The 25,654-nt window shown below is 61.3% G+C and carries 18 protein-coding genes and 1 pseudogene; 10 read left to right on the top strand and 9 right to left on the bottom strand.

Going from position 1 to position 25,654, the window contains the following annotated elements; translation table 11 throughout:
• Positions 1-137 precede the first annotated feature (137 nt).
• Positions 138-956: an alpha/beta fold hydrolase gene (locus H3V53_RS02340; RefSeq protein ID WP_336596533.1), complete on the top strand. Its 819-nt coding sequence runs from the start codon at positions 138-140 to the stop codon at positions 954-956.
• A 123-nt stretch (positions 957-1,079) separates the two neighbouring features.
• Positions 1,080-1,634 (top strand): carboxymuconolactone decarboxylase family protein, encoded by a 555-nt coding sequence (locus H3V53_RS02335; RefSeq protein WP_336596532.1) that lies wholly within the window; start codon positions 1,080-1,082, stop codon positions 1,632-1,634.
• Positions 1,635-2,038: 404 nt separating this feature from the next.
• Here the strand turns inward: H3V53_RS02335 and H3V53_RS02330 are convergent, their stop codons facing one another.
• Complete coding sequence (locus H3V53_RS02330; RefSeq protein ID WP_336596531.1) at positions 2,039-2,584, bottom strand: hypothetical protein; 546 nt, start codon at positions 2,582-2,584, stop codon at positions 2,039-2,041.
• A gap of 943 nt (positions 2,585-3,527) precedes the next feature.
• On the opposite strand from H3V53_RS02330, the gene H3V53_RS02325 reads away from it, so the two are divergent.
• Complete coding sequence (locus H3V53_RS02325) at positions 3,528-4,238, top strand: SDR family NAD(P)-dependent oxidoreductase (protein ID WP_336596602.1); 711 nt, start codon at positions 3,528-3,530, stop codon at positions 4,236-4,238.
• A 381-nt stretch (positions 4,239-4,619) separates the two neighbouring features.
• Here the strand turns inward: H3V53_RS02325 and H3V53_RS02320 are convergent, their stop codons facing one another.
• Positions 4,620-5,375 (bottom strand): SDR family oxidoreductase, encoded by a 756-nt coding sequence (locus H3V53_RS02320; RefSeq protein WP_336596530.1) that lies wholly within the window; start codon positions 5,373-5,375, stop codon positions 4,620-4,622.
• 462 nt (positions 5,376-5,837) lie between these two features.
• Complete coding sequence (locus H3V53_RS02315; RefSeq protein WP_336596529.1) at positions 5,838-6,701, bottom strand: NmrA family NAD(P)-binding protein; 864 nt, start codon at positions 6,699-6,701, stop codon at positions 5,838-5,840.
• 157 nt (positions 6,702-6,858) lie between these two features.
• Here H3V53_RS02315 and H3V53_RS02310 point away from each other — a divergent pair, with 157 nt between their 5' ends.
• Entirely contained in the window at positions 6,859-7,470 is a 612-nt protein-coding gene (locus H3V53_RS02310) for a TetR/AcrR family transcriptional regulator (protein WP_336596528.1), read from the top strand.
• A 181-nt stretch (positions 7,471-7,651) separates the two neighbouring features.
• Here H3V53_RS02310 and acnB read toward each other — a convergent pair whose 3' ends face one another.
• On the bottom strand, positions 7,652-10,237 hold the full coding sequence (gene acnB / locus H3V53_RS02305; RefSeq protein WP_336596527.1) for a bifunctional aconitate hydratase 2/2-methylisocitrate dehydratase: 2,586 nt from the start codon (positions 10,235-10,237) through the stop codon (positions 7,652-7,654).
• A 285-nt stretch (positions 10,238-10,522) separates the two neighbouring features.
• On the opposite strand from acnB, the gene H3V53_RS02300 reads away from it, so the two are divergent.
• Both H3V53_RS02300 and H3V53_RS02295 read left to right on the top strand, forming a co-directional pair.
• Positions 10,523-11,269, top strand: coding sequence for a glycine zipper 2TM domain-containing protein (locus tag H3V53_RS02300; protein WP_336596526.1), 747 nt, complete (start codon positions 10,523-10,525; stop codon positions 11,267-11,269).
• 147 nt (positions 11,270-11,416) lie between these two features.
• On the top strand, positions 11,417-11,689 hold the full coding sequence (locus H3V53_RS02295) for a hypothetical protein (RefSeq protein WP_054922593.1): 273 nt from the start codon (positions 11,417-11,419) through the stop codon (positions 11,687-11,689).
• 52 nt (positions 11,690-11,741) lie between these two features.
• Here H3V53_RS02295 and H3V53_RS02290 read toward each other — a convergent pair whose 3' ends face one another.
• The 3 genes from H3V53_RS02290 to H3V53_RS02280 all read right to left on the bottom strand — a co-directional run bounded on the left by H3V53_RS02290 (position 11,742) and on the right by H3V53_RS02280 (position 14,772).
• Entirely contained in the window at positions 11,742-12,473 is a 732-nt protein-coding gene (locus tag H3V53_RS02290) for a haloacid dehalogenase type II (RefSeq protein WP_336596525.1), read from the bottom strand.
• A 178-nt stretch (positions 12,474-12,651) separates the two neighbouring features.
• Complete coding sequence (locus H3V53_RS02285; RefSeq protein WP_336596524.1) at positions 12,652-13,845, bottom strand: MFS transporter; 1,194 nt, start codon at positions 13,843-13,845, stop codon at positions 12,652-12,654.
• Positions 13,846-14,040: 195 nt separating this feature from the next.
• Positions 14,041-14,772 carry an SDR family oxidoreductase gene (locus H3V53_RS02280; protein ID WP_336596523.1) on the bottom strand — a complete coding sequence of 244 codons (732 nt, stop codon included), beginning with the start codon at positions 14,770-14,772 and terminating at the stop codon, positions 14,041-14,043.
• Positions 14,773-14,893: 121 nt separating this feature from the next.
• On the opposite strand from H3V53_RS02280, the gene H3V53_RS02275 reads away from it, so the two are divergent.
• Positions 14,894-15,805: a LysR family transcriptional regulator gene (locus H3V53_RS02275; protein ID WP_336596522.1), complete on the top strand. Its 912-nt coding sequence runs from the start codon at positions 14,894-14,896 to the stop codon at positions 15,803-15,805.
• Between the two features lie 33 nt (positions 15,806-15,838).
• Here H3V53_RS02275 and H3V53_RS02270 read toward each other — a convergent pair whose 3' ends face one another.
• Positions 15,839-17,110, bottom strand: a complete 1,272-nt coding sequence (locus tag H3V53_RS02270) for a hypothetical protein (RefSeq protein WP_336596521.1) — start codon at positions 17,108-17,110, stop codon at positions 15,839-15,841.
• Positions 17,111-17,994: 884 nt separating this feature from the next.
• A complete protein-coding gene (locus H3V53_RS02265) occupies positions 17,995-18,900 on the bottom strand; it encodes a LysR family transcriptional regulator (protein ID WP_336596520.1) in 906 nt (301 codons plus the stop codon).
• A 100-nt stretch (positions 18,901-19,000) separates the two neighbouring features.
• Here H3V53_RS02265 and H3V53_RS02260 point away from each other — a divergent pair, with 100 nt between their 5' ends.
• The 3 genes and pseudogenes from H3V53_RS02260 to H3V53_RS02250 all read left to right on the top strand — a co-directional run bounded on the left by H3V53_RS02260 (position 19,001) and on the right by H3V53_RS02250 (position 25,602).
• Positions 19,001-22,597, top strand: coding sequence for an indolepyruvate ferredoxin oxidoreductase family protein (locus H3V53_RS02260; protein WP_336596519.1), 3,597 nt, complete (start codon positions 19,001-19,003; stop codon positions 22,595-22,597).
• Positions 22,598-22,654: 57 nt separating this feature from the next.
• Positions 22,655-23,547: pseudogene (locus H3V53_RS02255) on the top strand (LysR family transcriptional regulator).
• A gap of 93 nt (positions 23,548-23,640) precedes the next feature.
• A complete protein-coding gene (locus H3V53_RS02250; RefSeq protein WP_336596518.1) occupies positions 23,641-25,602 on the top strand; it encodes an aconitase family protein in 1,962 nt (653 codons plus the stop codon).
• The last annotated feature ends 52 nt before the right edge of the window (positions 25,603-25,654 follow it).

Raw genomic sequence — 25,654 nt, 5'->3', positions numbered from 1 at the left:
GTTGTCGGAGTGCGCTCCGCTCGCAGTTTTCAGATGCGCACTGTGAAATTTGACTGCGAAAGAAGCCGCCCGCAGCGCTCTCGATGCCTCGCGGAGCACCAACGCTTCAATCGATCTTTTTAAAGGAGGTACCAGCGATGCCTACGATCACCACTCCGGACGGCGTGCAGATCTTCTACAAGGACTGGGGGTCCGGTCAGCCGATCATCTTCAGCCATGGCTGGCCCCTGTCTGCCGATGACTGGGACGCCCAGATGATGTTTTTCCTTCACCACGGCTACCGGGTGATCGCCCATGACCGGCGTGGGCACGGTCGGTCCGAGCAAGTCGGCACCGGCAACGACATGGACCACTGGGTCGCCGACCTCGCTGCACTGACCGAACACCTCGGCATCCGCGACGCGATCCACATCGGGCACTCCACCGGCGGCGGCGAGGTGGCCCGCTACGTCGCTCGTCACCAGGAGCGGGTCGCCAAGGCAGTGCTGGTGGCCTCGTTGACGCCGAACATGGTGAAAACCGACGCGAACCCTGGCGGTCAGCCGCGGGAGTGGTTCGACGCGGTTAAGTCAGGCGTGCTCGGCAACCGGTCGGAGTTTTACCGGGCAGTCCCGGAGGGTCCGTTCTATGGATTCAACCGTCCAGGCGCCAAGCCGTCGGAGGCGGTGATCGCGAACTGGTGGCGCCAGGGCATGGCCGGCAGCGCCCAGGCCCATTACGAGACCGTATCCTCCTGGCTGGAGGACTACACCGAAGACCTGAAGAAGATCACTGTGCCGGTACTGGTCATGCATGGCGAAGACGACCAGATCGTCCCGTTCGCCAGTTCGGTGCCGCGCGCGGTCGACCTGCTCGCGAACGGTGTGCTGAAGACATACTCTGGCTTCCCGCACGGCATGCTGACTACCCACGCGGACGTCCTCAACCCGGACCTTCTCGAATTCATCAAATCCTGACGGGACGCCGGCTCGAACCAGAACAGGGAAGCGGAGGTTCACTTCGTCGACGCGGGACACTTCCCGCTGGAAACGCATCTCGACGAAGTCGCGGCGATCATCCGGGCATTTCTGGCGCGGACCGTGGATTCGGCGCAAGGCGCGGCACTGTTCGGAGAACTGGGAGAAGCATCGGCACCTGCCGAGGCGAAAGCATTGCTCGACGGCATGCGTGGCGTGTTCGGCTTCGTGCCTAACCTGGGCTACGCGATTGCCGCCGAACCGCCGGTGCTCGGAGCCTATATCGCGATGCTCCAGTCTCTTGGGGCAAGTTCGCTCGACCCTATCGCACAGCAAGTCGCAATGGTCTCCGCAAGCCGCGCAAACGCTGCGGGTTACGGCATTGCCGTGCATGCCACTCTCGCGGCGAAGCTGGGCGCATCGGCCGACGTCGTCCAGGCACTGAGAAACGGAAGCACAATTCCGGATTGCAGGCTGGAAGCCGTGCGTCGCTTCGCTGCCGCAATCGCAACCAACCGGACGCAGGTATCGGACAGTGACGTCAATGCCCTGAAAGCCGCGGGATTCGACCACCGCGCGATGGTGACCATCGCATTGGCTGCCGCCGCAAAGACACTCGTGAACACGGTTGCTCATCTGTCGCGGCCCAAAATCGACGCCGGTTTCCGCGCCGGCTAACCGTATAACAAAACGCCCGACGGGACGGCAGCACCAATGTGGTCTCGCGATCGCGCGTCGCGAGCAGCACAGACGGAACATTGATCAGCGTTTGCCCAATTCGACCAATGGTGATACGCGATAGGCCGAAGCCGACTCTTTCGATTTGCGGCGACAAAACCACGATCAGGCACTGCTTGAGCAGTGCTTTCACCTATTCGCGCGGGCAGCAATATAAGTTGATCCATTAATGTCCCTTGATGGGCGAACCCGAAAATCCGAGGTCGCCTCGAACACTGCGATCCATGGTGAAAGCCGAACTTCCGTAGACGACCCTGAGCGGAAATGACCGGCTCGCAGAAGCAGACGTTCAGGAACGCCGAAATCAAGCCGCGCCGCGAAGCGGCGTCTGCGTGACTGCGTTTCTAGGTGCCGTGCAAGATGATCCTGGCTTGGCGAACCTCATAGACGAACTCGGGCGCGTTGATGTATTGCACGGCCTTGTCCCACAACGGGTCAGTACGGTCGTAAAGATTGGCCGCAAGTGCCTTAATTTCTCGCGGGGCATCCTCCCGAAAGTAGGCCTTGTTGTTCCGATTCTTGTCGTAACTAACACCCGTGATCTCGAACTTCAACGGCTTTACACGCTTGGACTTCTGCTGCTCGATGTCGTTGTGGGCGGTTTCCCATGTTATGGCGCGCGCCATCAAGTAGTAGGTGTGTTCATCAAATTTACCGTTGATGGTATACGAGGATCTTGGTGGGTATTGCGGTTGAATCCTTCTCTCGTACAGAGCGCCAACGACGAACCTGAAGTGAAGGCTGTCCGATGACATTTCGTAGCGCTGGCAATCGACGACGTCCACCCAGTGTCCCTTCGCCTGAGTGAGATGTTTCTTCACGAAGAGAACGGCAAGCGCCTCTTCTGTGTTCGCATACTCCCGGTACTTCTTGAGTAGCCTGTGATCCATAAATCAGACACCTTGGAATGCACTAGAGTCGGCCGAGGGGAGGGCGCCCGTCGGCATTATTGTCGAATCTGTTAGATGTGTACTACACCCCATTGAATTGTTGCATTCAGTGCGCGAGCGAACTTAACTCATACGTACCTTGCATCATCGGATTGTTGGTGATCTAGCCTGCAGCGTCGAATGTCTCTTTATGGCCGAAAGTGTGGGTTCGCTGACGAAGGAAACTGACGTCGGATTGCTTGATACTGCCACTGTCCGCTGTCTGCCGCGTTGCTGATGTCGAGCCCGTCTGGCCGAACATCGGTCGAGGCGAAATTGTGCGCGTGTTCGTAGCCCTCCCCGAGCAACGACGTCTCGGCCATCCGCATAATGACGTCAACCTACAAGACGATTCGGAACAGTCTGCACCGCGCGGACGGGCCGTGGCGGCTAAAGGCGCAACGTCAGCTACGCCGTTATAAGCCCAAACATATCGGTGGTATTTTGGGTCGTATTTTGCCGACGCGGGAATGCCGGACCGCCTACTGGCATACGAAAGCAGGGATTTTTTCATTCCCGCCCTGGGCACCAAGGCATGTACCGACAATCGCGCGCCGCTTATTCTGTGGCGCTACGCTACGGATTTGGCCCGACTCTCAGTCCGGCACGACGTGACGCCGCAGCGCGTCATACCGTCTTGAGCGGGCCTCAGTATATTCTTCCTCTCCATAACATTCCAAGCACGAAAATCGCCATACCTGTTCGGAAAATCCGCAAGTGGACCATCCAACGAACCGGCGACTGGCTCAATACAACTGCACGCTTCGACGGCAGTATGTGTCGAACGAGTCTCGTCCAGAAGACTCCCAATGAAGACTATCTTTTGCTTCACCCAAACATCTACCTGAGTGCCGCGGCAAGAGTCAGATACGGCACTCCCTCCAGACACATCTCCAGGTACAGCATGAGCACATCACAAAAGGTTGTCGTCGTGACGGGAGCATCGCGGGGCATCGGCGCCCAAGTCGTGAAGGCGTTTCGGAAGCTCGACTATCGCATCGTCGCGACCGCGCGTTCGATCGGGTCATCCGACGATCCGAACATACTCACCGTAGCCGGCGACATTGGCGATGCGTCCACTGCGCAACGCGTCATTTCCGAAGGCATCCGCAAATTTGGCCGGATTGACACACTGGTGAACAACGCGGGTATCTACATCGGGAAACCCTTCACGCAACATACCGTCGAGGACTACGCCGCAGTGGTGAATGTCAACCTCGCGGGGTTCTTTCACATCACGCAACTCGCGATTGCCGAAATGGAAAAGCATTCGAGTGGCCACGTGGTCAGCGTAACTTCCAGTACCGCCGACGTTGCAATTAGCGGCGTGTTTTCGGTGCTGGCGGCGCTGACCAAAGGTGGTTTGAACGCGGCCACGAAGTCACTTGCAATCGAGTACGCCAGGAAAGGGATACGCGTCAATGCCGTCGCACCAGGCATCATCAAGACGCCGATGCATGCGCCGCAAACGCACGAAGCGCTGGGCGCTCTACATCCGCTCGGATATATGGGCGAGATGAGCGATATCGCCGATGCGATCCTGTTCCTGGATTCGGCGCCGTTCATCACAGGGGAGATCTTGCACGTCGACGGCGGCCAGAGCGCCGGCCGCTAAATCTCCACGGGCGATGCGACACGCGTTGTCGCATCTGGTAGAACCGAATTAGCGTCGATTCTCCTATACCCAGACACGCAGGGCAGTGCTATCAACGGTACTCCGCCATCGGGTTCGTTCTCCTCCAGCTTCGCTCGACGCGAGGTTCGGATCTTCTTCATCGTGGACGCATTCTGCTTCTTTATCATCCCCGCTGCGACGAGAGTCACGACTCGTCGCTCCCGTGGCGGCAGCAAGTCGTACGCGGCGCGTAACGCAGCGTTGATTGCTCCGCGACAAAACGCTCGCCGTCGCGCGCCAATGCGTTTGCGACGGCGTCGAGCATCGCCTGATCGCGGAAAACTCGGCGAGAAAGTCGGACTTGCCAGCCGCAAATCGGATTCAGGTGTTTTGCTTTGAGCGGCGAAGCCATTCATCCAGGCCCACGCGGCCCAGGCGCGCTTCGCCCATGGGCACCAGCGACTGTTCTTCGACGAGACCGCCAAAATAGCGCGCGGCGGGATCACGCACGACCTCGCGAGGGTCGCCAACATGCTTCAGATAGCGGGCAATGATCTCGTTGAACGGCGCACGCTCAGGCCCCGCTATCTCGACGATGCCGTTGCGTGGCGCCGCGAGCGCGGCCTCAGCCATGTTGGCCGCAACGTCGTCAGCGGCGATAGGCTGAAAGAGACCCGGCGAGACCCTGACCTCGTTACCCACCGCACACGAATCCGCAATGCCGCCAAGGAACTCCAGGAACTGCGTGGCGCGAACGATGGTGTAGGGAATGCCCGATGCTTCGATCAGTTGCTCCTGCGCGACCTTGGCACGAAAATAGCCATTCTCCGGCGTGCGCTCGATACCGACGATAGAAAGCGCGACGTGGTGCCCGACACCCGCCGCCTCCTCCGCTGCGAGAAGATTGCTCGTCGATGTCTTGAAGAACTCCAGCACCGCGCTGTCCTCGAACGATGGCGAGTTGGAGAGATCGACCACTACCTGCGCGCCCGTCATGGCCGTCGCGAGTCCCTCGCCAGTGATGCTGTTGACACCGTTTCGGGGCGAGGCCGCGACCAGTTCATGCCCTTGCCCGGCCAGAATCGCGACAGTCTTTGAGCCGATCAGGCCCGTACCGCCGATGACGACAATCTTCATGACGCGTTCTCCCTATCCGTAGCGGCGGATTCCGCATAAGACCATCATAGACATTCGCCGCCTCTCCGGGCAGATGCGTGATGCGACTCATACTGTTGTCTATTTGGAACCAATCAAGGACAGCCCGTCGCTGCTTGCTCATTCATCCGCTCAAGCAGTGAGCGACTTGTGCGGAGTTGATGTGAAACTGCGTTTCGTCTGATTTCATCAGCCTGTCGAGACCGATCCGCGCGATCGCGCCGATCGGCGCGCTCTTCCTCGAAAACAGTTTGACCGCCCGCGCGTTCAGCCCGGCCCGCATTGCGTGCTCAAACTGACGGCACCGCAGCCGGCTGTCTCGCTCGGAACCGACCGTTCTGTCCCGGAAGATGCCCTGCTGCGAATGCTGGAATCCTCCCACAGAAACGCCCGCTCGCTCATTCCGACGCGGCAGCGACCCGGCCCGTCTGACAGCGGTGACCTTTACGCCAGCAAATGGCGATGCGCTTCGATGAACTGTTCGGGCGTCGCTAGCGGCTCACCGACGATCTGCGCCGCGCTCTTATCGATGCCGGCAAGCAGTTGCTCCTGCTGATCGATCTTGACCGCCTTGAAATGGGCGGCAAATGAAGGATCGCCGTCCAGGCCGAGGGTCTTGACGAATTCGTCCACCGAGACCTGCTCGAAACGAACCTCCTTTGCGAGCGTCTTCGCGAGGATGCCCGTGAGTTCGATGTGGCTGACTTCGACCGGGCCTGTGACCGGGATGATCGCGTTACCGAACGCCTCGGGATTCTCAAGAATCTTTACGACCACACGTGCGATATCGGCCGCGGCGATGGGCACGAAGCGACTGTGCGGATCGAACGGCGTCAGATAGCGGCCGGCGCGGATCTCGGCGGCTGCGTACAACATCCATTCGGCAAAGAAGTTGACGCGAAGATGGGCTGCCGGAACGCCCGAGCGGTCGAGGATCTGCTCGGATAGCCAGTGGCCCATCGTTGCCGGGCTGCGTGCGTGCGGGCGCGACTGCCGTTGCGACATGTAGACGATCTGTTTCACGCTGTGCTCGCTTGCGGCCTGGGCGAGGATCGCGGCTGCTTCTACTGCGCCTTGCGTCAGCGGATAGCAGAAGTAGACGCCGTCGACACCCTTCATCGCACGACGGACATCTTCGATCTTCAGCATGTCACCCGTCACGATGTCTGCGCCCAGTTTCTTCATCGCCTGAGAACGGTCGTCTTCACGGCGAACAAAAGCCACGACGTTGTGGCCGTGTGCCCGCAGGAGGCGAACGGTAGGCGCGCCCGTGGCGCCAGTGGAACCTGTGACGAGAAACTTCTTCATATAAGCCTCCGGAAACTAAGAAAACGCGGGCACGGCGTGCGCGCCATGCTCGCACGGTCAAGCAGTATGGTCATCATGTTATGGGGCGCAAGCACGCACAGAACAATTCAATGCGGCCGTTCAAACATGATGACCATCATGCTTTGATTTGCGAAGCATGATGGCTATACTGTTTGAAGTCAATTCATTTCTTTCCGGTTTTGTCGGAGGACGTATGCGTTACCCGCCAGAAGAGACGGCAGAAAAGCATGCCCGCATCCTGGAACAAGCATCGATTCTGTTTCGCGAACGCGGATTTTCCGGCGTCAGCCTGAGCGAAATCATGAAGGCGACCGGCCTTACTCACGGCGCTTTCTACCATCACTTCGAGTCAAAAGAGGATCTGATCGCGAAGAGCATCGAAGACACCTCGGCCAAAGCGCTCGAGTCGATGAGAGAAGGCGCGGCGCGCGGCGAACTGAGAGCTCAGTACGTGGACGCATATCTGACGGAGCAACATCGCGACGACAGAGGCAGCGGATGCATGATGGCAGGATTGGCCGGCGAGATTGCCCGTGAACCCGCCGCTCAACCCGCCTTCACACAGCATGTCGAGGGGATGATCAAAGGATTCACTGAGCCTCGCGGAAAGACAAGAAAGAAAAATGCTCGTCGCGATGCGATTCACACGCTTTCAAGCATCGTTGGAGCCATCATTCTGGCTCGCGCGATCGATGACCCTGAACTGTCAGAAGAGATTTTGCGTGAAACGCGAGCAGCTCTCGACTGACGCGCGTCTGTCGCGGGGTGCCGTGATCCCGCGATTGTCGTGATAGCGCTTCGATAACTACGCTCGAGACACACACCTAACCCGCGCCCGCACAATTGACAATGCCCGCCGCAGGCATTCGCCTGCGGCGGGCATTCGGGGCGCTACGGCAAGAACAATCCGCCGCAGTGTGCCAGCACGCTTACATCGACACGGTGTCGGCCGCTTCCTTGAAGTCTTCGATCCGGTCGAAGTTCATGTACTGGTAGATCTTGTCGCCGTTGGCATTGAGCACGCCCATGTCGGCCATGTACTCGTCTTTGGTCGGAATCTTGCCAAGGCGCGAGCAGATCGCTGCCAGTTCCGCCGAGCCGAGGTACACGTTCGTGTTCTTGCCCAGGCGGTTCGGGAAGTTGCGGGTCGAGGTCGACATGACCGTCGCGCCTTCGCGCACCTGTGCCTGGTTGCCCATGCACAGCGAGCAGCCCGGCATTTCGGTACGGGCGCCCGCCGTGCCGAACACGCCGTAGTGGCCTTCTTCCGTCAGTTGCTTCTGGTCCATCTTGGTCGGCGGGGCCACCCACAGCTTCACGGGAATATCGCGCTTGCCTTCCAGCAGCTTCGACGCGGCGCGGAAGTGCCCGATATTGGTCATGCACGAGCCGATGAACACCTCGTCGATCTTCGCGCCTGCCACGTCCGACAGCGTCTTCACGTCGTCGGGATCGTTCGGGCAGGCAACGATCGGCTCGTGAATATCGGCGAGATCGATTTCGATGACGGCGGCGTATTCGGCGTCGGCATCCGGTTGCAGCAGTTGCGGGTCGGCCAGCCACTGCTCCATCGCCTTGATGCGGCGCTGCAGGCTGCGCGGGTCCTGGTAGCCCTGCGCGATCATCCACTTCAGCAGCGTGATGTTGCTGTTGAGGTATTCGATGATCGGTTCCTTGTTCAGGTGGACCGTGCAGCCCGCGGCCGAACGTTCTGCGGAAGCATCCGACAATTCAAATGCCTGCTCGACCTTCAGATCGGGGAGGCCTTCGATTTCGAGAATGCGGCCCGAGAAGATGTTCTTCTTGCCTTGCTTCGCAACCGTCAGCATGCCTTGCTTGATGGCGTACAGCGGGATCGCGTTGACGAGGTCTCGCAGGGTCACGCCAGGCTGCATCTTGCCCTTGAAGCGGACCAGCACCGATTCCGGCATGTCGAGCGGCATCGTGCCCGTGGCGGCCGCAAAGGCGACCAGGCCCGAACCCGCCGGGAAGCTGATGCCGATCGGGAAGCGCGTGTGCGAATCACCGCCCGTGCCCACGGTGTCCGGCAGCAGCATGCGGTTCAGCCACGAGTGGATCACGCCGTCGCCCGGGCGCAGTGCGATGCCGCCACGGTTGCTGATGAAGTTCGGCAGGGTCTGATGCGTCTTCACATCCACAGGCTTCGGATACGCGGCCGTGTGGCAGAACGACTGCATGACGAGGTCGGCGGAAAAGCCCAGACAGGCCAGATCCTTCAGTTCGTCGCGGGTCATCGGGCCCGTGGTGTCCTGCGAGCCGACGGAGGTCATCTTCGGTTCGCAGTACGTGCCCGGCCGGACGCCCTGGCCTTCCGGCAGGCCGCAGGCGCGGCCGACCATCTTCTGCGCCAGCGAGAATCCCTTGCCGCTGTCGGCCGGCTGTTGCGACAGGCGGAACAGCGTCGACGGAGCGAGGCCCAGCGCTTCACGCGCCTTGGCGGTCAATCCGCGGCCGATGATCAGGGGAATGCGGCCGCCGGCGCGCACTTCGTCGAACAGCACGTCCGACTTGACCTGGAACTCGGCGATCACTTCGCCGTTCTTCAGCGCCTTTCCCTCGTACGGGCGCAGTTCGACGACGTCGCCCATTTCCATCTTCGACACGTCGAGTTCGATCGGCAGCGCGCCGGCATCTTCCATCGTGTTGTAGAAGATGGGCGCGATCTTGCCGCCCAGACACACGCCGCCGAAGCGCTTGTTCGGGATGAAAGGAATGTCTTCGCCCGTGAACCACAGCACCGAGTTGGTCGCCGACTTGCGCGAGGAGCCGGTGCCGACCACGTCGCCCACGTACGCGACCAGATGGCCCTTTTCCTTCAGCGATTCGATGAACTTGACGGGGCCGCGCTTGCCATCTTCTTCCGGCGTGATGCCGGGACGGGCGTTCTTCAGCATCGCCAGCGCGTGCAACGGAATATCCGGGCGCGTGGTGGCATCCGGGGCGGGTGACAGGTCGTCGGTATTGGTTTCGCCCGTCACCTTGAAGACGGTGATGGTCAGGCTCTGCGGCACTTCCGGACGGCTGGTGAACCATTCGGCGTCGGCCCAGCTCTGCAGCACGGCGCGTGCATTGGCATTGCCCTTGTCGGCCAGTTCCTTGACGTCGTGGAACTGGTCGAACATCAGGAGCGTTTTCTTCAGCGCGTTGGCCGCCACGGTGCCGACTTCGGCGTCGGACAGCAGTTCGATCAGCGGCTGGATGTTGTAGCCGCCCAGCATGGTGCCGAGCAGTTCGGTGGCGCGCTCGCGCGAGATCAGCGGGCAAGCGGTCTCGCCTTTGGCCACGGCCGCGAGGAAACCCGCCTTCACGCGTGCGGCCTCGTCCACGCCAGCGGGCACGCGGTGGGTGATCAGGTCGAGCAAGGTCTGCTCTTCGCCGGCAGGCGGATTCGTCAGCAGTTCCACCAGTTCGGCGGTCTGCTGAGCCGTCAGCGGCAGAGGAGGAATGCCGAGCGCGGCGCGTGCGGCTACGTGAGCACGAAAATTATCAAGCATGAGGGACCGTGATTTTGCGTTTCAGGGGAAGGCGTTGCTGACAGGTCGAGGCTGCCATCGGCACTGCTTTGATCGCGATTCTAGTTGCGACTGGCATGCTGTGTCAAATGTCTTATGTCTTATATAAGAGTTGAACGCAACGACCGTCGCCCGATACACCGACTGGCGCATCCGCCGGCTTTGCGCCTGGCCGCGCTACATATGCTTACAAAGCTCACGTTTTGCGCGTGCACCGCCAGCCTCCACTCCGCGTTATTTCTCGCACACACACCCGTGGAGCCCGCAATGAACCCGAACGTGACGAACAACATTCCGCAACGCAGCCGCATTCATCCATTGATCGCGGGCGCAGCGATCTCCGTGATTCTTGCCTGCGGAACCGGCGTCGCAGCGATGACGGGCATTCTTCCCGTATCGCGCGCAGTGCCGGCGCCGGATGCGCAGGTCGCAGCAGCCAATGCGCAGACGGCCAGCGCGCCGCTCGCAGCTCAACCCGCCGTTCAACCTGTCGCTCAACCTGCCGTTCAACCCGCTCTTCAGCAGCCAGCCGCACAAGCCGTTGCACAACAGACGCAACCGGCTGCGCCGCCGCGCGTCCATCACACGCAAAAGCCGCATGTCACGCCCGCTCCGCAGTACGCCAACGGCGACTACTCGCAGACGTCTTCGCAACCTTCCAGCCCACGACCAATCGCCGCCGATCCGTATTCCGGCGAAGTCGTCGCGATCAACCCGGTTCAGACATCGGAGCCGACGACAGGCCTCGGCGCAGTCGGCGGCGCGGTTGCGGGCGGACTGATCGGCAACCAGATCGGCGGCGGACGCGGCCGCATTCTAGCCACGGTGGCAGGCGCTGTCGGCGGCGGTTTGGCGGGTAACGGCATCGAACATGCGGTGCGCAAGCAGACGAGCTATCAGGTTCAGGTCCGCATGCAAGACGGCAGCTACCGCAACTTCAGCTATACGACACAACCGCCCGTGCAGGTCGGCGAGCGCGTGCACGTATCAGGCGACACGCTGACAGCCTCGTGACGGCGTCAGCGAACACGATGCATCAGTTACTACCGGTTACAGAGGAAACATCGACGATGCAACCTGAGAACGACTGCATTTTTAGAATCTGCGCCCATGCCATCGAATGGCATTGATTCGCAAACGCCCAACGGACGGAGCAACAATTTGAAACGCCTCACTCTCATATGCACCGCTGGCCTCATCGCTGCCTGCTCGTCGACGGCAGCGATGGCGCATGTCGATGTCGGCGTGACGTTGGGCATTCCCGCCCCCGTCTATGTCGAGCAACCGCCCGTCGTGTACGAGGCGCCGCCGCCCGCCGTCTATGCGCCCGCGCCTGTCTACTACGGCTATGGATACGGCTATCCGGACGATCGCCGGTGGCACGATCATGGTCGTCATCGCGGCTGGCGTCATCATCACGACGATGACGACTGAAGCCGATCGGATGCGGATGCCAGTGCGCGCCGGTGCGATCGAACCGGCCGCTTCAGCCGCGACCCAGTAGCGAAGCGAGTTGCGGCAAACCGGCAGCCGTGACGTCGATGTACGGCTCGGGTGAAATATCCGCCTCGGTCTGTGGGCCGTTTTCATAGGGACGCGGAACGAACGCCGTGAGCAAGCCGCTGCGCTTGGCCGCCAGCAGATCCCACTTGTGAGCCGATACCATCAGAATCTCGCCGGGTGCAAAGCCGAGATAGTCGGACGCGAGTTGGTAGACCCGTGGGTCGGGTTTGAACGCGTGAACCAGTTCACCCGTCAGGATCGCATCGAATGGAAGCCTCTCGCGCTTGACGAGCGCGATCATTCCGGCCATCGACGCGTTCGTCAGCGTTGCAATCACGAACGTCTCGCGTAGTGAGATCAAGCCCCTCGCCGAATCGGTCCACGGCTTCATCTTCCCCCAGACACCTAGCAATCGGGTCTTGTCTTCAACAGAAAGCGTTTCGCCGCCCGGATAGCGCGAGAGCAAAGGGTTCAAGACCTCTGCGTAGACAGCGCTATTGGGTTGCCACGGCTTTCGACCGGCGGAGATCTCGACGATGGCGTCGTGTGCCGACGCGCTCCATCTGCCCGGGAAGGTCGACCAATGCGAAAGGTGCGATGCAACGGACGGAATGCGGGCAAGTTCACGCATCATCGGATCATAGAAATCAAAGACGGTGCCTTGCATGTCGAAGACCAAAGCCTTCGGGCGGACGATATGTTCCGCAGTCGTCATCGCGGCTCCTGACGGTATGGTTGAAAGTGTCTGAGCGAGTGCAGTGCCCGGGACGAACGGCAGCGATGCGAGCAGTTGCACAAAACGTCGTCTGCCGGGGTGAATGGGTTGGGGGTGTGATGGGTTCACGATGTTCCTCATCGAATGGTTCTGTGTCGTCGCCGTCCGTCGTGCCCGTTCAGCACTCTTCGACAGCGTGGCGAGGTGTCGCGGCAGAAGGCCGCCCGGACCATCGGTACATCGCCACAACGACCAGCCCTGCGATCGCCAGAGCCACGCCGACGTAGACCGTCGCGAGGACGTTCTCGCCTGTCAAAACCAGTCCGCCAAGGAAGGAGCCGCCAGAGATTCCCAGGTTGAACGCCGCGACATTGAGCCCGGCGGCTGTACCGACGGCCTGCGGCGCCACGCGTCGGGCGATCAGGACAACAGTCGCCTGCATGATGGGAGGAATGGCGAAGGCGAATGCGCCCCAGACGAACAGATTGACCATGACGAGAACCGGCTGATGCGCGGTGATCCACAGACTGGCCACCGACATGGCGAGTCCCGTCAATGCGATGTTCATGCTGGGCTTCGGCCCATAACGGTCAGAAAGACGGCCGCCGCCGATGGTCCCGACGACCGATCCCAGACCGAAGATCACCAACCCCAGGGTCACGCCGTCACTCTTCAGCCCCGCGCTATGCGTCAACAACGGCGACAGGTAGGTAAAGACCGTGAACGTCGCGCCCATCCCGAGCGCAGCCATCGCGTAGAGCGGCATCAACGCGCGGCTCTTGACCAGCGACAGCTGCGACAGGATGCTGCCCGAACTGCGTTGCGTCGAAAGCGCGGGCAAAAACCACCAGAGCCCAGCCGTCGCAAGCGCGCCCATTGCAGCGACAACGAGAAACGGAAGCCGCCACCCCATCAGATCTCCCAGCCATGTGCCGCCAGGCACGCCCGTGACCATCGCCACTGTCAGGCCGCTAACCATGATGGCGACCGCCCTGCCCGACTTCTGCGTCGGCACCAGCGACATGGCGACGGTCGTGCCCAAGCCGAAGAAAACGCCATGCGCGACGGCCATTACGATTCGAATCGCCAGCAACGCCGGAAACGCGCCTGAAAATCCCGCAGCAAGATTGCAAAGCGTGAAAAGTGCCATCAGGGCAAGCAGCAACACCCTGCGAGGCAGCCGTGCCGTCACGGCGGAGATTAACGGCGTGCCGACCGTGATGGCCAAGGCGTAGAAACTCACCAGCAACCCAGCCGTCGATACGGAAATTCCGAAGGTTCTTCCAATGTCCGGCAATAAGCCGACGATGACGAATTCTGTCGTTCCGATCGCGAAGGCCGCGAACGCCAGAGAAAACACTGCAGCAGGCATGATGATGTCCTCAATAGAGTCATTGAATTCGCATTCGCGATTTCAAAGCAGGTCGAGTGACACGTCTTTCATCCCTGAACGTCACGCGACTCGAACTAACAGGCTTTAAGCGAAACGCCGCTGGCGAGCGGACGGGTTCAACGTCATTCCGGCCCGCCAGCCTCATACCGATCTAGGCGACGATAGCGCCCGTTTTCAGAAATCCTGAACGGTGGGACGGATCACAATCTCGTTGACGTCGACCGAGCGGGGCTGCTCGACCGCATAGGCAATGGCTTGCGCGATGGCATCGGCGGGAATGGCCATCTTGTAGAAATCGACGACGAAGTCGCGGCTGTCGTCATGGCCGGAACCGAACTTCAGTTCCGTGTCGATTGCCCCGGGCGAAATCACCGTCGTGCGGATGTTGCCGCCCACCTCATGACGCAAACCTTCGGAAATGGCGCGGACCGCGAACTTCGTCCCCGAATACACCGTGCCTCCGGGGCTGAAGACCTTCAGGCCCACGACCGACGCAATATTGATGAAGTGACCCGACTGCTGCCTTTCGAAAACCGGCAAAGCCGCCGCGACCCCGTAAAGAAGGCCCTTGATGTTGATGTCGATCATGCGGTCCCACTCGTCCGTCTTGCGCAGCGACAGGGGCGCAATCGCCATCAGGCCCGCGTTGTTCACCATCACGTCGAGGCGGCCATGTTGCGAGACGACCTCGCTGACGAGGCGATTGACCTGTGCCTGATCCGTCACGTCGACCTGATGAACGGATGCCGTGCCGCCCTTTGCCTCGATATCCGCGGCAATGCGCTTGAGGTTGTCGAGCCTGCGCGCCGCCAGGGCGACGATGGCGCCTTTCGAGGCGAGGAGCCTGGCGGTGGCTTCACCGATTCCGCTGGAAGCTCCGGTAATAACGACGACTTTGTTTGCCATGATTTCTCTCCGAGAAGTTGAATTGCATGGAAAGAAGTGTCGTTCGACGCGCGATTTTTGATTAGACTGGAATATATGGAATGTCTTTTCCGTCAATGCAAAAGTCCATGACGAGCCTCACATGACCGAACTGGCTGACTTGAACGATATCGCCGTCTTTGTCCGGGTAGCGCAATTCGAGAGCTTCAGCCGCGCTGCCCGCGCGCTTGGCATGCCCGTCTCCACCGTGAGCCGCAAGGTCACTGCGCTCGAAGAACGCCTTGGCGTGACGCTGCTGCAACGCACGACCCGCAAGCTCAGCCTGACCGTGCAAGGGCGAGCCTATTTCGACGAGTGCAGCGAGCCGCTGAGTCATCTGTACGACGCGGAACGGGTGATCACGCAGACGCAAAAAAGACCGGAGGGTCTACTGCGCATCTCCGGCCCTGTGATGCTCGAGCAGGAGCCGTTTTACGCATTCCTGTCGGCATTTCTGAACGACTATCCGCAGATCCAGGTGGAGCTTCATTTCACGAATGCGTTCGTCGATCTGATCGCCGAAAACGTCGATGTGGCGATCCGCTTTGGCGAATTGCGGGACTCGAGCCTCGTCGCGCAACGCGTGGGAAGGAGTGTCCGGCAGCTCGTCGCGTCGGCCGGATACGCGCGCAATCACCGTCTTCCCTCTCGGCCCGACGAGGTCGGCGATCATCCATGCGTGTTGATCAATGCTCGAAACAACGAGACCGAATGGCACCTCGTCAGCGGTCGAAAGTCGGCGAAGGTGCACGTGAAGGGGCCCGTCGCCGCGCGCGACTTTCACATCGTCAGTGCATTTGCCCTTCGCGGGCACGGCATCGCACTCCTGCCCTCCAGCTATTGCGATCCGTATATCGCGAGCGGAGAACTGGTTCGCGTATTGCCCGAATGGTCGTCACCGGAGATACACGTGCATGCCGTCTATCCGACGCGGCGCTTTATGCCATCCAGGCTGAAGGCGTTTCTCGATGCGCTCAAGGCGTGGGAGAGCCCGCTTTGGCTGCCATTGCGATGACGCGAACCGGCCGCTGCGAAGTTCTCCCCTGCATCACCTATCCGGGTTAGATGCCACGAAACTGGTGAACGCACTGTACGGCGGATTGAGCGCAGCGCCGTTGGTCATCACGCCGAAGGTGTTGTTTCCGCTATCCAGGATGAAATACATCACAGACTGAACGTTGTGCGTTTTCCGCGCCTGATAGAAATTGCCCAGCGTGGTCGTGATGTAGTTGGCTCGATAGGCCTGACTCTTCTCCGGGCCCGTGTTCCATTCGGTGACCATGAACGGCACGCCGTAGCGGGCCTTGCAGTATGTCGGCAGATCGAACCCCGGCCCCGCACCGTCAATGCCGATGTTGAAGAGGTTGCCGTACACCTCGTAGTTGTGCCAGGTCGTGATATCCCATCGCACCTTTGGATAGCCACCCGTGCCATCCGGTTGCATGCCGTCCCACAATGCGTCTGCTGCACCAATGTCCGCGACACAGAAGTTGATGCCGCATTTTGCCGACGGCTGAACGGTCTTGACGCCGTCGATCATCCCGCGCATTGCACCGCGCATCACTGGCCAGTTTGCGTTGTTGAAGTCGATGGCTTTAGTGCCTGCGTTCGTGAAGTCCAGGACGGTCTGTACCTGTCGCGTCAGTTCATTTCCACACTCGTAGAGGGTGACGCCATAAGGCTTGAGCGCATTGGCGACAGTCATGGCCGCCTGTAGCCCGCGGTTGTAGGCCGCCGACTCGCTGCTGAACAGATTGCCGACGGAATCGTAGATGCCCTGATTGATCAGCACGAACAGTGAAATTCCATTGGACTGGAATGCCTGAGCCAGCTTGACGACGGCGTTCACCTGACTGGGGTCGTCAGAACATCCCACGCGATAGGTCGTGACGCCCATGCCCTTCAGGATCGACACCAGTTGTGCCGGTGTGTAGGTGTAGTCGTGGTGGCCGTTGATCCCGTAGAACGTTCCTGGCGTCGCTGCCACGTCGACGCGCGGGTCGCTGCATGGCAACCATTGGTCAAGGTCATTGCATACGTAGAACTGCCCGCCCGTGCCTATGTGCCACATCTTTCCGCCGTACCAGAGCAGCAGCGACACGCTGTACGTATTGCCGACAGTGCGGCCATTCCGATAAATGACACCTTTGACAACCGTCCACGTTGCGCCCGTCTTGTCGATGATGGACGACGCAGAAGGTATCGTCGTCCCGTCAGGCGATGCGCCTGCACTGCCGCTCGAACTCTGACCATACCCCGTCAGTACATAACTGCCACCGAGGGCCGTCAGGCCACGAAGGAATTGACGTCTTTTAATCATTGCAAACTCGTCCTCATCGACAAAATTTCAGGGGGAAAATCCAAAAAGATGACTGCCGATTTTCCAAACCAAAGCGCGCGACCCGACTATCATTTCGCACGCCTAATGACTAGCATTGCATTTCGATCAATGCTTGAGAAACAGAATGGTAGAGCCTGATTGAACCGCGACTACGACAGGTCTTTCGTGGGTGGTGATGCGCCGAGGGTTGAATGCCGTCGGCTAAACCCGTGGCGCAGTTGAACAGCAGTTTTCGATCGGGGTAAATAATACCTGCGATGCAGTCTCATTTACAGGTCTTCAGTCCAATTAGCACCATTCTTCCGACCGTTAGAGTCTGGAAAGGAAAATTGCCCTTTTTTTGACAATGAGTGATGACCGCGCGGGCGTGTCCGACGGCTAATGCGCGTCGATGCGGTAATTGTTGGACCTCGATCGTTCGGTCTTTGCGAATTAGTAGTCGAGAAATTACGCGCGGGTCGAAAAGAGCGGCGTTTCTTCCGCCACGCAAGACATAATTACCGAAGATCCTGGCGTTTCAACCTTGATTAGAAAAGCCGGATAACGAGAATATTTTTTCCGAATCGACCCTGAAAGCATCGGCCCTTAACGTCAGTAATGTGGCGCGAAATACTGAATGGAGGTTATTGATCAGGAAAAAACGGAAAGAATGTCGAGCCCGAATTCGACCGATCCGCTTTATCGAATCACCAGGTTCGATGCCTTAGGCCGCTTCGCCGGATTGCCTGATCTTCACTGGCCGACCGACCGCCTTATAAGCGTAGAGGTGGAGGCGCAACGGCGTTGCCTTCGTGTTGGCGCTTGAGCGTCCTCGTTGCGTCTCGTGAATTGTGGCCACGTCCATCAGCGATACGCAGATCCGTTCAAGTCCCGCACGCGTGAATCAGGAATTGCTGTAACGCAGCCGCTGGGCCGTTCAGCTGCGCGCCTTTCTGCCAGATCATGCCCACGTCCATTTGCGGCACGACATCGAGAATCGGCCGCACCTCGATGCGCCGGCCTTCCAGCGACCACGGCCGGAACACCATGTCCGACAGCACGGTCACGCCGAAGCCATGCGCGACGAGTCCGCGCAACGCCTCCATTGAACTGGTGCGAAAGGCGATTTTCGGTGCGATGCCTTTTTTCTTCCAGTAACGCAGGGTCGACTGCTCCCCTTCGTCTACGGTAATCAGGATGTACGGATGCGCGGCAATGTCCTTCAGCGACGGCGCTTCGACCTGTGCGAGCGGATGCGTCGGCGCGACCCACAACTGCCGCCGCGAACGCATCAGCACCTGATTGCCGAAGCGGCCCAATCTTTCGACATTCGACAGCAGCACCACGCCGATTTCGATCCCGCCTGCGAGCACGCCCTGCTCGATCTCCACGCGCTCCATGTCGTGCAGATCGAATTCGACATACGGATATGTCGCGCGAAACCGCGCCAGCAGATCAGGCAAGAAATACCCGAGGACCGTATACGACGCCGCGATCCGCACGGTGCCGCGCATGTCGTGGGAACGGAACGGCGGCTTGTGGACGGCGTCGCGTGCCGCGTCGAGCACGCGCCGCGCGTGGTTGTAGAAATCCTGACCGTCCGGCGTGAGCGTCACGCCCTGCGGCAGCCGCTCGAACAGCCGCGTGCCGAGTCCGCTCTCCAGCGCCAGCACGGCGTTGGTGATCGCCGATTGCGACACATGCTCGTTGACGGCCGCCATCGAGAACTGGCCTGTCTGCGCCGCCGCCACGAAGTAACGCAGTTGCCGCAGTGTGAGATCGAACGCCATCTGATTTTCGAATACCAGAGTTGTCTATTTGTGATTTTACGATGACAAATCGGCTTCCTATACTCGGCAAAAAATTCGATTCCCCGGAGACAGCCCTGCCATGAATGCGCCCGATCTAGCCATCGCTTCCGACCTCGCGGCCGATACGGCCTCGCCCAATGCGTCCGTCACGCTCGACGACAAATACACGCTCGAAAAAGGCCGCGTCTATATCAGCGGCACGCAGGCGCTGGTGCGTCTGCCGATGCTGCAAAAGGCGCGCGATCTGAAAGCAGGGCTCAACACGGCGGGCTTCATTTCCGGCTATCGCGGGTCGCCGCTCGGCGCGCTCGATCAGTCTCTGTGGAAAGCGAAAAAGCATCTGCAAGCGCACGACGTCGTGTTTCAGCCGGGCGTCAACGAGGATCTCGCCGCCACGGCCGTGTGGGGCACGCAGCAGATCAACCTGTGGCCGGGCGCGACGCGCGACGGCGTATTCGGCATGTGGTACGGCAAAGGGCCGGGCGTCGACCGAACAGGCGACGTGTTCAAGCACGCGAATTCGGCGGGCAGCGACAAGAATGGCGGCGTGCTTGTGCTGGCAGGCGACGATCACGCGGCGAAGTCGTCGTCGGTCGCGCATCAGTCGGAACACACGTTCATCGCGGCGGGCATTCCCGTGCTCTATCCGGCGAACGTCCAGGAGTATCTGGATTACGGGCTGCACGGCTGGGCGATGAGCCGTTATTCGGGCCTCTGGGTCGCGATGAAGTGCGTGACGGACGTCATCGAATCGACGGCTTCGATCGATCTCGACCCGGACCGCGTGCGGATCGTCACGCCGACCGATTACGTCATGCCCGAAAACGGCCTCAACATCCGCTGGCCCGACGCGCCGCTCGCGCAGGAAGCGCGGTTGCTCGACGAGAAGTGGTACGCAGCCCTCGCCTACGTGCGCGCGAACAAACTGAACCGCGTCGTGATCGATTCGCCGACGCCGTGCTTCGGCATCATCACCGCGGGCAAGGCGTATCTCGACGTGCGTCAGGCGCTCAGCGATCTCGGCCTCGACGACGACACGTGCGCGAAAATCGGCTTGCGCGTGCTGAAAGTCGGCTGCGTGTGGCCGCTCGACGCGCAGGATGCGCGCGCATTCGCGACGGGTCTCGAAGAGATTCTGGTGGTCGAAGAGAAGCGCCAGATTCTCGAATACGCGCTGAAAGAAGAGCTATACAACTGGCGCGAGGACGTTCGGCCGAAGATCTACGGCAAATTCGACGAGCGTGACAACGAAGGCGGCGAATGGTCGGTGCCGCGCGGCGACTGGCTTCTGCCCGCGCATTACGAGCTGTCGCCGGCGCTGATCGCAAAGGCGATTGCGCGGCGTCTCGCGCGCGCGGATCTGCCCGCCGACGTGCGCGCACGCATGCTCGCGCGCGTCGCGATCATCGAGGCGAAAGAGCGCGATGCGGCCAAACCCCGCGTGGCCGTCGAGCGCAAGCCGTGGTTCTGCTCGGGCTGTCCGCACAATACGTCGACGAACGTGCCCGAAGGCTCCCGCGCGCTGGCAGGCATCGGTTGCCATTACATGTCGATGTGGATGGACCGCAAGACGGAAACCTTCAGCCAGATGGGCGGCGAAGGCGTCGCGTGGCTCGGACAGATGCACTTCTCCGGCGACAAACACGTGTTCGTCAATCTCGGCGACGGCACGTACTTCCACTCCGGTTTGCTCGCGATCCGCGCGGCCATCGCGGCGAACGCGAACGTCACGTACAAGATTCTTTATAACGATGCCGTCGCGATGACGGGCGGCCAACCCGTCGACGGCGTGCTGACCGTGCCGCAGATCGCGCATCAGGTTCATGCCGAAGGCGCGAAGCGCATCGTCATCGTGAGCGACGAGCCGGAAAAGTATCACTCGGGCATCGTGCTGCCTGCGGGCGTCGATGTGCATCATCGCGACCAGCTCGATAACGTGCAGCGCACATTGCGCGAGCAGCCCGGCACCACCGTGCTGATCTACGACCAGACCTGCGCGACGGAGAAGCGCCGGCGCCGCAAGCGCGGCGCGTATCCCGATCCCGCGCGCCGCGCCTTTATCAACGACGCCGTGTGCGAAGGCTGCGGCGATTGCTCGGTGCAATCGAACTGTCTGTCGGTCGAGCCGCTGCAAACGCCGCTCGGCACGAAGCGCAAGATCAACCAGTCGTCGTGCAACAAGGACTTTTCGTGCGTGAAGGGCTTTTGCCCGAGCTTCGTGACGGCCGAAGGCGCGCAGCTTCGCAAGCCGCAAGCGGCGGCGCGCGCAGGCAGTGCAAATGACGGCGCGGATTTCGATGCGCTTGCGCTGCCTTCGCTGCCCGCGCTCGAGCGGCCCTATGGCGTGCTCGTGACGGGCGTCGGCGGCACGGGCGTCGTGACGATCGGCGGACTGATCGGGATGGCTGCGCATCTCGAGCACAAAGGCGTGACCGTGCTCGATATGGCGGGCCTCGCGCAAAAAGGCGGCGCGGTATTGAGCCACGTGCAGATCGCATCGACACCAAACGCGCTGCACGCCACGCGTATCGCGACGGGTGAAGCGCGCCTCGTGATCGGCTGCGATGCGATCGTGTCGGCATCGAACGATGTGCTGTCGCGCACGCAGCACGGCGTGACCTGCGCTGCGATCAATAGCGGCGCGACACCGACGGCCGACTTCGTCCGCAACCCGGACTGGAGCTTTCCTGGGACGCAGACGGAAACGGAATTGCGCGAGAGCATCGGCGACGGATGCGCGTTCATCGACGCGAATGCGCTCGCACTCGCGCTGCTCGGCGACACGCTATACAGCAATCCGCTGCTGCTGGGCTTCGCGTGGCAAAAGGGCTGGCTGCCGCTGGAACTGGCAAGCCTGTTGCGCGCGATCGAACTCAACGGCGTATCGGTCGACAAGAACGTGAAGGCGTTCAACTGGGGACGCTATGTCGCGCATCATGGCGAGGCCGCTGTGCAAGCGCTGATCAAGCCGGTTGCGCAACAGGCGATCGTCGTGCAGATGCCCGAATCGCTCGACAAGCTGATTGCGGCCCGCGAAACGCTCTTGAGCGCGTATCAGAACGCAGCGTACGCGCAGTCGTATCGCAAGGCGGTCGACGCAATTCGTGCGAAGGAAATGCAGATCACGGGCAACGCGAAACTGCCGCTCACGCGTGCGGTCGCAGCGAATCTCGCGAAACTGATGGCCTACAAGGACGAATACGAAGTCGCGCGTCTGTACGCCGACCCGTCGTATATGGAGAAACTGCGCCAGCAGTTCGAAGGCGAGCCGGGCCGCGATTACAAGCTGAACTTCTATCTCGCGCCGCCGCTGCTCGCGAAGCGCGACGACAAGGGACAGTTGCAGAAAAAGCGCTTCGGTCCGTGGATGCTGCCCGTCTTCAGAATGCTCGCGCGCATGAAAGGACTGCGCGGCACCGCGTTCGATGTGTTCGGCAAGACCGACGAGCGCCGTCAGGAACGGCAACTGATCGCCGACTACCTCGCGCTGATCGACGAGTTCTGCGCGAGTCTCGATAGCGAGCGTCATCAGGCGGCGCTGCAACTGGCCCGTCTGCCGGAAGAGATTCGCGGATTCGGCCACGTGAAGGACCGCAACATGGCCGCCGCGCAGACGAAGCGCGAGCGGTTGCTAAGCGAGTATCGAACGAAGACGCTGGCGCGCGCGAGCGCATGAATGAGCGTGGCAGGCACCTGCTACCATTTCGCCTGCCGCAACTCCCGACACGCCCGCATGCGCATCGACCCGTACAGCCTCGAACTGTTTCTGTCCGTCGTCGAGGAAGGCTCGATCGGCCGCGCCGCGAGCCGCGCTCACATCGCGCCGTCGGCGCTGAGCCGGCGCATCGCGATCTCGAAGCCGCCGTCGGCGCGCCGTTGCTGACCCGCTCGCCGAGCGGCGTCGAACTCACCGAGGCCGGCCGGCATGCCGTCACGCATGCGCGCGCCGTGCATCAGCAGTTGCAGACGATGGCGCGCGAAGTCCAGTCGCTCGCGGGGCAGGTCGCGGGCGTCGTGCGTCTGTATGCGAACGCGTCGGCAATCGTCGGGTTTTTGCCGGAGCGTCTGAAGGCGTTTCAGGCGCGTTATCCGCTCGTCGAAATCGCGTTGAGCGAGCACATCAGCGACGAAGTCGTGCGTGCCTGCATCGACGATCGCGCCGATGTCGGCATTTCGTCAGGCGGCCGCGCGCCGGGCGTACTGGAATCGTGGCATTTCGCCGACGACCCATTGCTGGTCGTCATGCCCGTCGGCCATGAGCTAGCCGCGCTCGAAACGCCCGCTTTCGCCGACGTGCTGCGCTTTCCGCTCGTGGCGCTTCAGGCGGGCGGCTCGCTCGATCTCGTGCTGCGCGAGCGTGCCGTTGCGGCGAGCACGCCGCTGCGTTTCTCCGTGACCGTCAACAGTTTCGATGCGCAATGCCGGATGGTCGAAGCCGGTCTTGGCATCGGCATCGTGCCGACGAGCGCGGCGTCGGCGTTCGCGGGCTCGCACGGCTTCGTGCGCCGGCCGCTCGACGAACCTTGGGCCAAAACACGCACGCTGCAATTGCACGCGCTCAGAAAGAAGCCGCGCCCGCGCGCGGTTCAGGCGCTGATCGATCTGCTCACGTCGAACGAGGGTTAACGAGAACATCGCCGTTTGCGATGACCCTCTTGTCATTTGAGCACTTCACCTTTTCGTCGCTCGCCGTCTAGATTGGGGCGCAAGGAGACGACGATGGCATCACTCAACCTCACGGGCCGGGTCCTTTTTCTGTGCGCGGATCCGCACCTGATCGAACGTCAGCTTGCAGGCGACGACCTCACGCTACAGACGGCTGGCCCGCTGCGCGACGACGTCTCGACCGACGAAATCACGCCGATGAGCGTGCTCACCCGCTTCGACGAACGCCTTGGCCGCGTGCCCTATGTCGGCCTGCGCGCGGGCGAGCGCAATCCGATTGGTCTCGACGCCGTGCGCGCAGGCAATTTCTGCGTGACGGTCGCGGGCAATCGCTATGGCAAGGGCTCGTCGCGCGAACATAGCCCTGTCGCCGAATATCGTGCGGGCGTGCGGCTCGTGATCGCGAAGAGCTTCGAGCGCATCTATAGGCAGAATGCGGACAACGTCGGGCTGTTCACGTCGACGGACTTCGGGCTGATCGAACGCATTCAGCGCGGCGAAGCGATCGATATCGAAGAACTCGTCGCCTCGCGCGAAACGCTCGCCGCGTCGATCCTGCGCAGCGGCGGCCTGCTGCCCTACGGCGCGGCGCACATGCGCGACGTGCAGACAGCTGCGCCATCCGCCACTGACGAAAAGCCGCGCACGCTCGCGCAAAAAATCATCGAGCGTCACGCGTTGCGCACGGCATCGACCGGCGACGCATCGACACCCGGCGAAGGCGCGTTCGTGCGAGCCGACTGGCGCTTTATCCACGAGTACTACACGGGCATGGCGACGCATATGCTGCACGCGGCGTTCGGCAAGCCGCTGCCGCTGTACGACCCGCAGACCATCCTCACGTTCGAGGACCATCTGTCGTACTCGCATCGCAGCGAGCTGCACATCCGCAACGGCCTGCTGCCGGACGTGCGCGAACTGTCGGCGGCACATCGCGCGTTCGTGAAAGAGTACGGGCTGACGGAACACGGTTATCTCAGCGAAAACGGCAGCGGCATCGACGAAGGCTCGGAAGGCATCTCGCACGCGATGATGGCCGAACGCTATGCGCTGCCGGGCCAACTGATCGCAGGCACCGATTCGCATACGCCGCATAGCGGCGCGCTCGGTTGCGTTGCGTTCGGCGTCGGCACGACGGACATGGCGAATGCGTTCGTGACGGGCGCCGTGCGGATGACGGTGCCGTTCGCATTGCGCATCGAGTTCAACGGTGCCATTGCGCCGGGCGTCACCGCGAAAGACCTCGTGTTGCAATTGCTGGCCGAGCCGCGCATTCGCGAGGGCGCGGGTGTCGGCAAGATCTTCGAGTTTGCCGGCTCGGCAATCGCGCAACTGAGCACTGACGAACGCACGACGCTGACGAACATGACGGCCGAACTCGGCGGCTTCGCGGGCATCGTCGCGCCTGACGAAGAAACCGTGCGCTTTCTCAAGCAACGGCGCGGCATCGACTTCACGATCGAGCCGTGGATGCACAGCGATCCGGGCGCGCAGTACGCGGACGTGATTGCAATCGACTGCACGCAGGTTTCGCCGATGCTCGCCGCGCCGGGCGACCCCGGCAACGGCATCGCGTTGCGCCATATGACCGAACGGCCGCACATCGACATCGCGTATGGCGGCTCGTGCACGGCGGGCAAGCGTGACGACTTCGATCACTATCACGCAGTGCTCGCATGGGCCGCGGCGCGCGGCCTGCGCGTATCTGACGGCATCAAGCTGTATCTGCAGTTCGGCACGTCGGATGTGCGCGACTACTGCATCGGGCGCGGCTATCTCGACGCGTTCGAACGCGTCGGCGCGATCCTGCTGCAACCGTCGTGCGGCGCATGCGCGAACTGCGGCCCGGGATCGTCGACCGAGGAAGGTCAGATCACGATCAGCGCGATCAACCGAAATTTTCCGGGCCGCTCGGGGCCGGGCAAGGTCTGGCTCGCCAGCCCGCCGACCGTAGTGGCGAGCGCCATCGCCGGCCATATCGCCTCGTTTGAAGAACTCATGGCGCGCTATCCATGAGTGCCGGTCGCGGCTGAGCTGCGCCCCGCTCGCGACACGACATCACTACAAT

Origin of the sequence: Paraburkholderia bengalensis, from assembly GCF_037126505.1 — a bacterium.
GTDB classification, from domain to species: Bacteria; Pseudomonadota; Gammaproteobacteria; order Burkholderiales; family Burkholderiaceae; genus Paraburkholderia; species Paraburkholderia bengalensis.
Note: the sequence above shows the minus strand (reverse complement) of the source record. Positions and strands in the feature narration are given on the sequence as shown.

Excerpts from the sequence above, each read along its gene's own strand:
- H3V53_RS02290 (WP_336596525.1), bottom strand. The coding sequence starts at position 12,473 with ATGACGACTGCGGAACATATCGTCCGCCCGAAGGCTTTGGTCTTCGAC.
- H3V53_RS02310 (WP_336596528.1), top strand. The coding sequence starts at position 6,859 with ATGATGGCTATACTGTTTGAAGTCAATTCATTTCTTTCCGGTTTTGTC.
- H3V53_RS02280 (WP_336596523.1), bottom strand. The coding sequence starts at position 14,772 with ATGGCAAACAAAGTCGTCGTTATTACCGGAGCTTCCAGCGGAATCGGT.
- H3V53_RS02340 (WP_336596533.1), top strand. The coding sequence starts at position 138 with ATGCCTACGATCACCACTCCGGACGGCGTGCAGATCTTCTACAAGGAC.
- H3V53_RS02300 (WP_336596526.1), top strand. The coding sequence starts at position 10,523 with ATGAACCCGAACGTGACGAACAACATTCCGCAACGCAGCCGCATTCAT.
- H3V53_RS02260 (WP_336596519.1), top strand. The coding sequence starts at position 19,001 with ATGAATGCGCCCGATCTAGCCATCGCTTCCGACCTCGCGGCCGATACG.
- H3V53_RS02330 (WP_336596531.1), bottom strand. The coding sequence starts at position 2,584 with ATGGATCACAGGCTACTCAAGAAGTACCGGGAGTATGCGAACACAGAA.
- H3V53_RS02275 (WP_336596522.1), top strand. The coding sequence starts at position 14,894 with ATGACCGAACTGGCTGACTTGAACGATATCGCCGTCTTTGTCCGGGTA.
- acnB (WP_336596527.1), bottom strand. The coding sequence starts at position 10,237 with ATGCTTGATAATTTTCGTGCTCACGTAGCCGCACGCGCCGCGCTCGGC.
- H3V53_RS02270 (WP_336596521.1), bottom strand. The coding sequence starts at position 17,110 with ATGATTAAAAGACGTCAATTCCTTCGTGGCCTGACGGCCCTCGGTGGC.
- H3V53_RS02285 (WP_336596524.1), bottom strand. The coding sequence starts at position 13,845 with ATGCCTGCTGCAGTGTTTTCTCTGGCGTTCGCGGCCTTCGCGATCGGA.
- H3V53_RS02315 (WP_336596529.1), bottom strand. The coding sequence starts at position 6,701 with ATGAAGAAGTTTCTCGTCACAGGTTCCACTGGCGCCACGGGCGCGCCT.
- H3V53_RS02265 (WP_336596520.1), bottom strand. The coding sequence starts at position 18,900 with ATGGCGTTCGATCTCACACTGCGGCAACTGCGTTACTTCGTGGCGGCG.
- H3V53_RS02325 (WP_336596602.1), top strand. The coding sequence starts at position 3,528 with ATGAGCACATCACAAAAGGTTGTCGTCGTGACGGGAGCATCGCGGGGC.
- H3V53_RS02250 (WP_336596518.1), top strand. The coding sequence starts at position 23,641 with ATGGCATCACTCAACCTCACGGGCCGGGTCCTTTTTCTGTGCGCGGAT.
- H3V53_RS02320 (WP_336596530.1), bottom strand. The coding sequence starts at position 5,375 with ATGAAGATTGTCGTCATCGGCGGTACGGGCCTGATCGGCTCAAAGACT.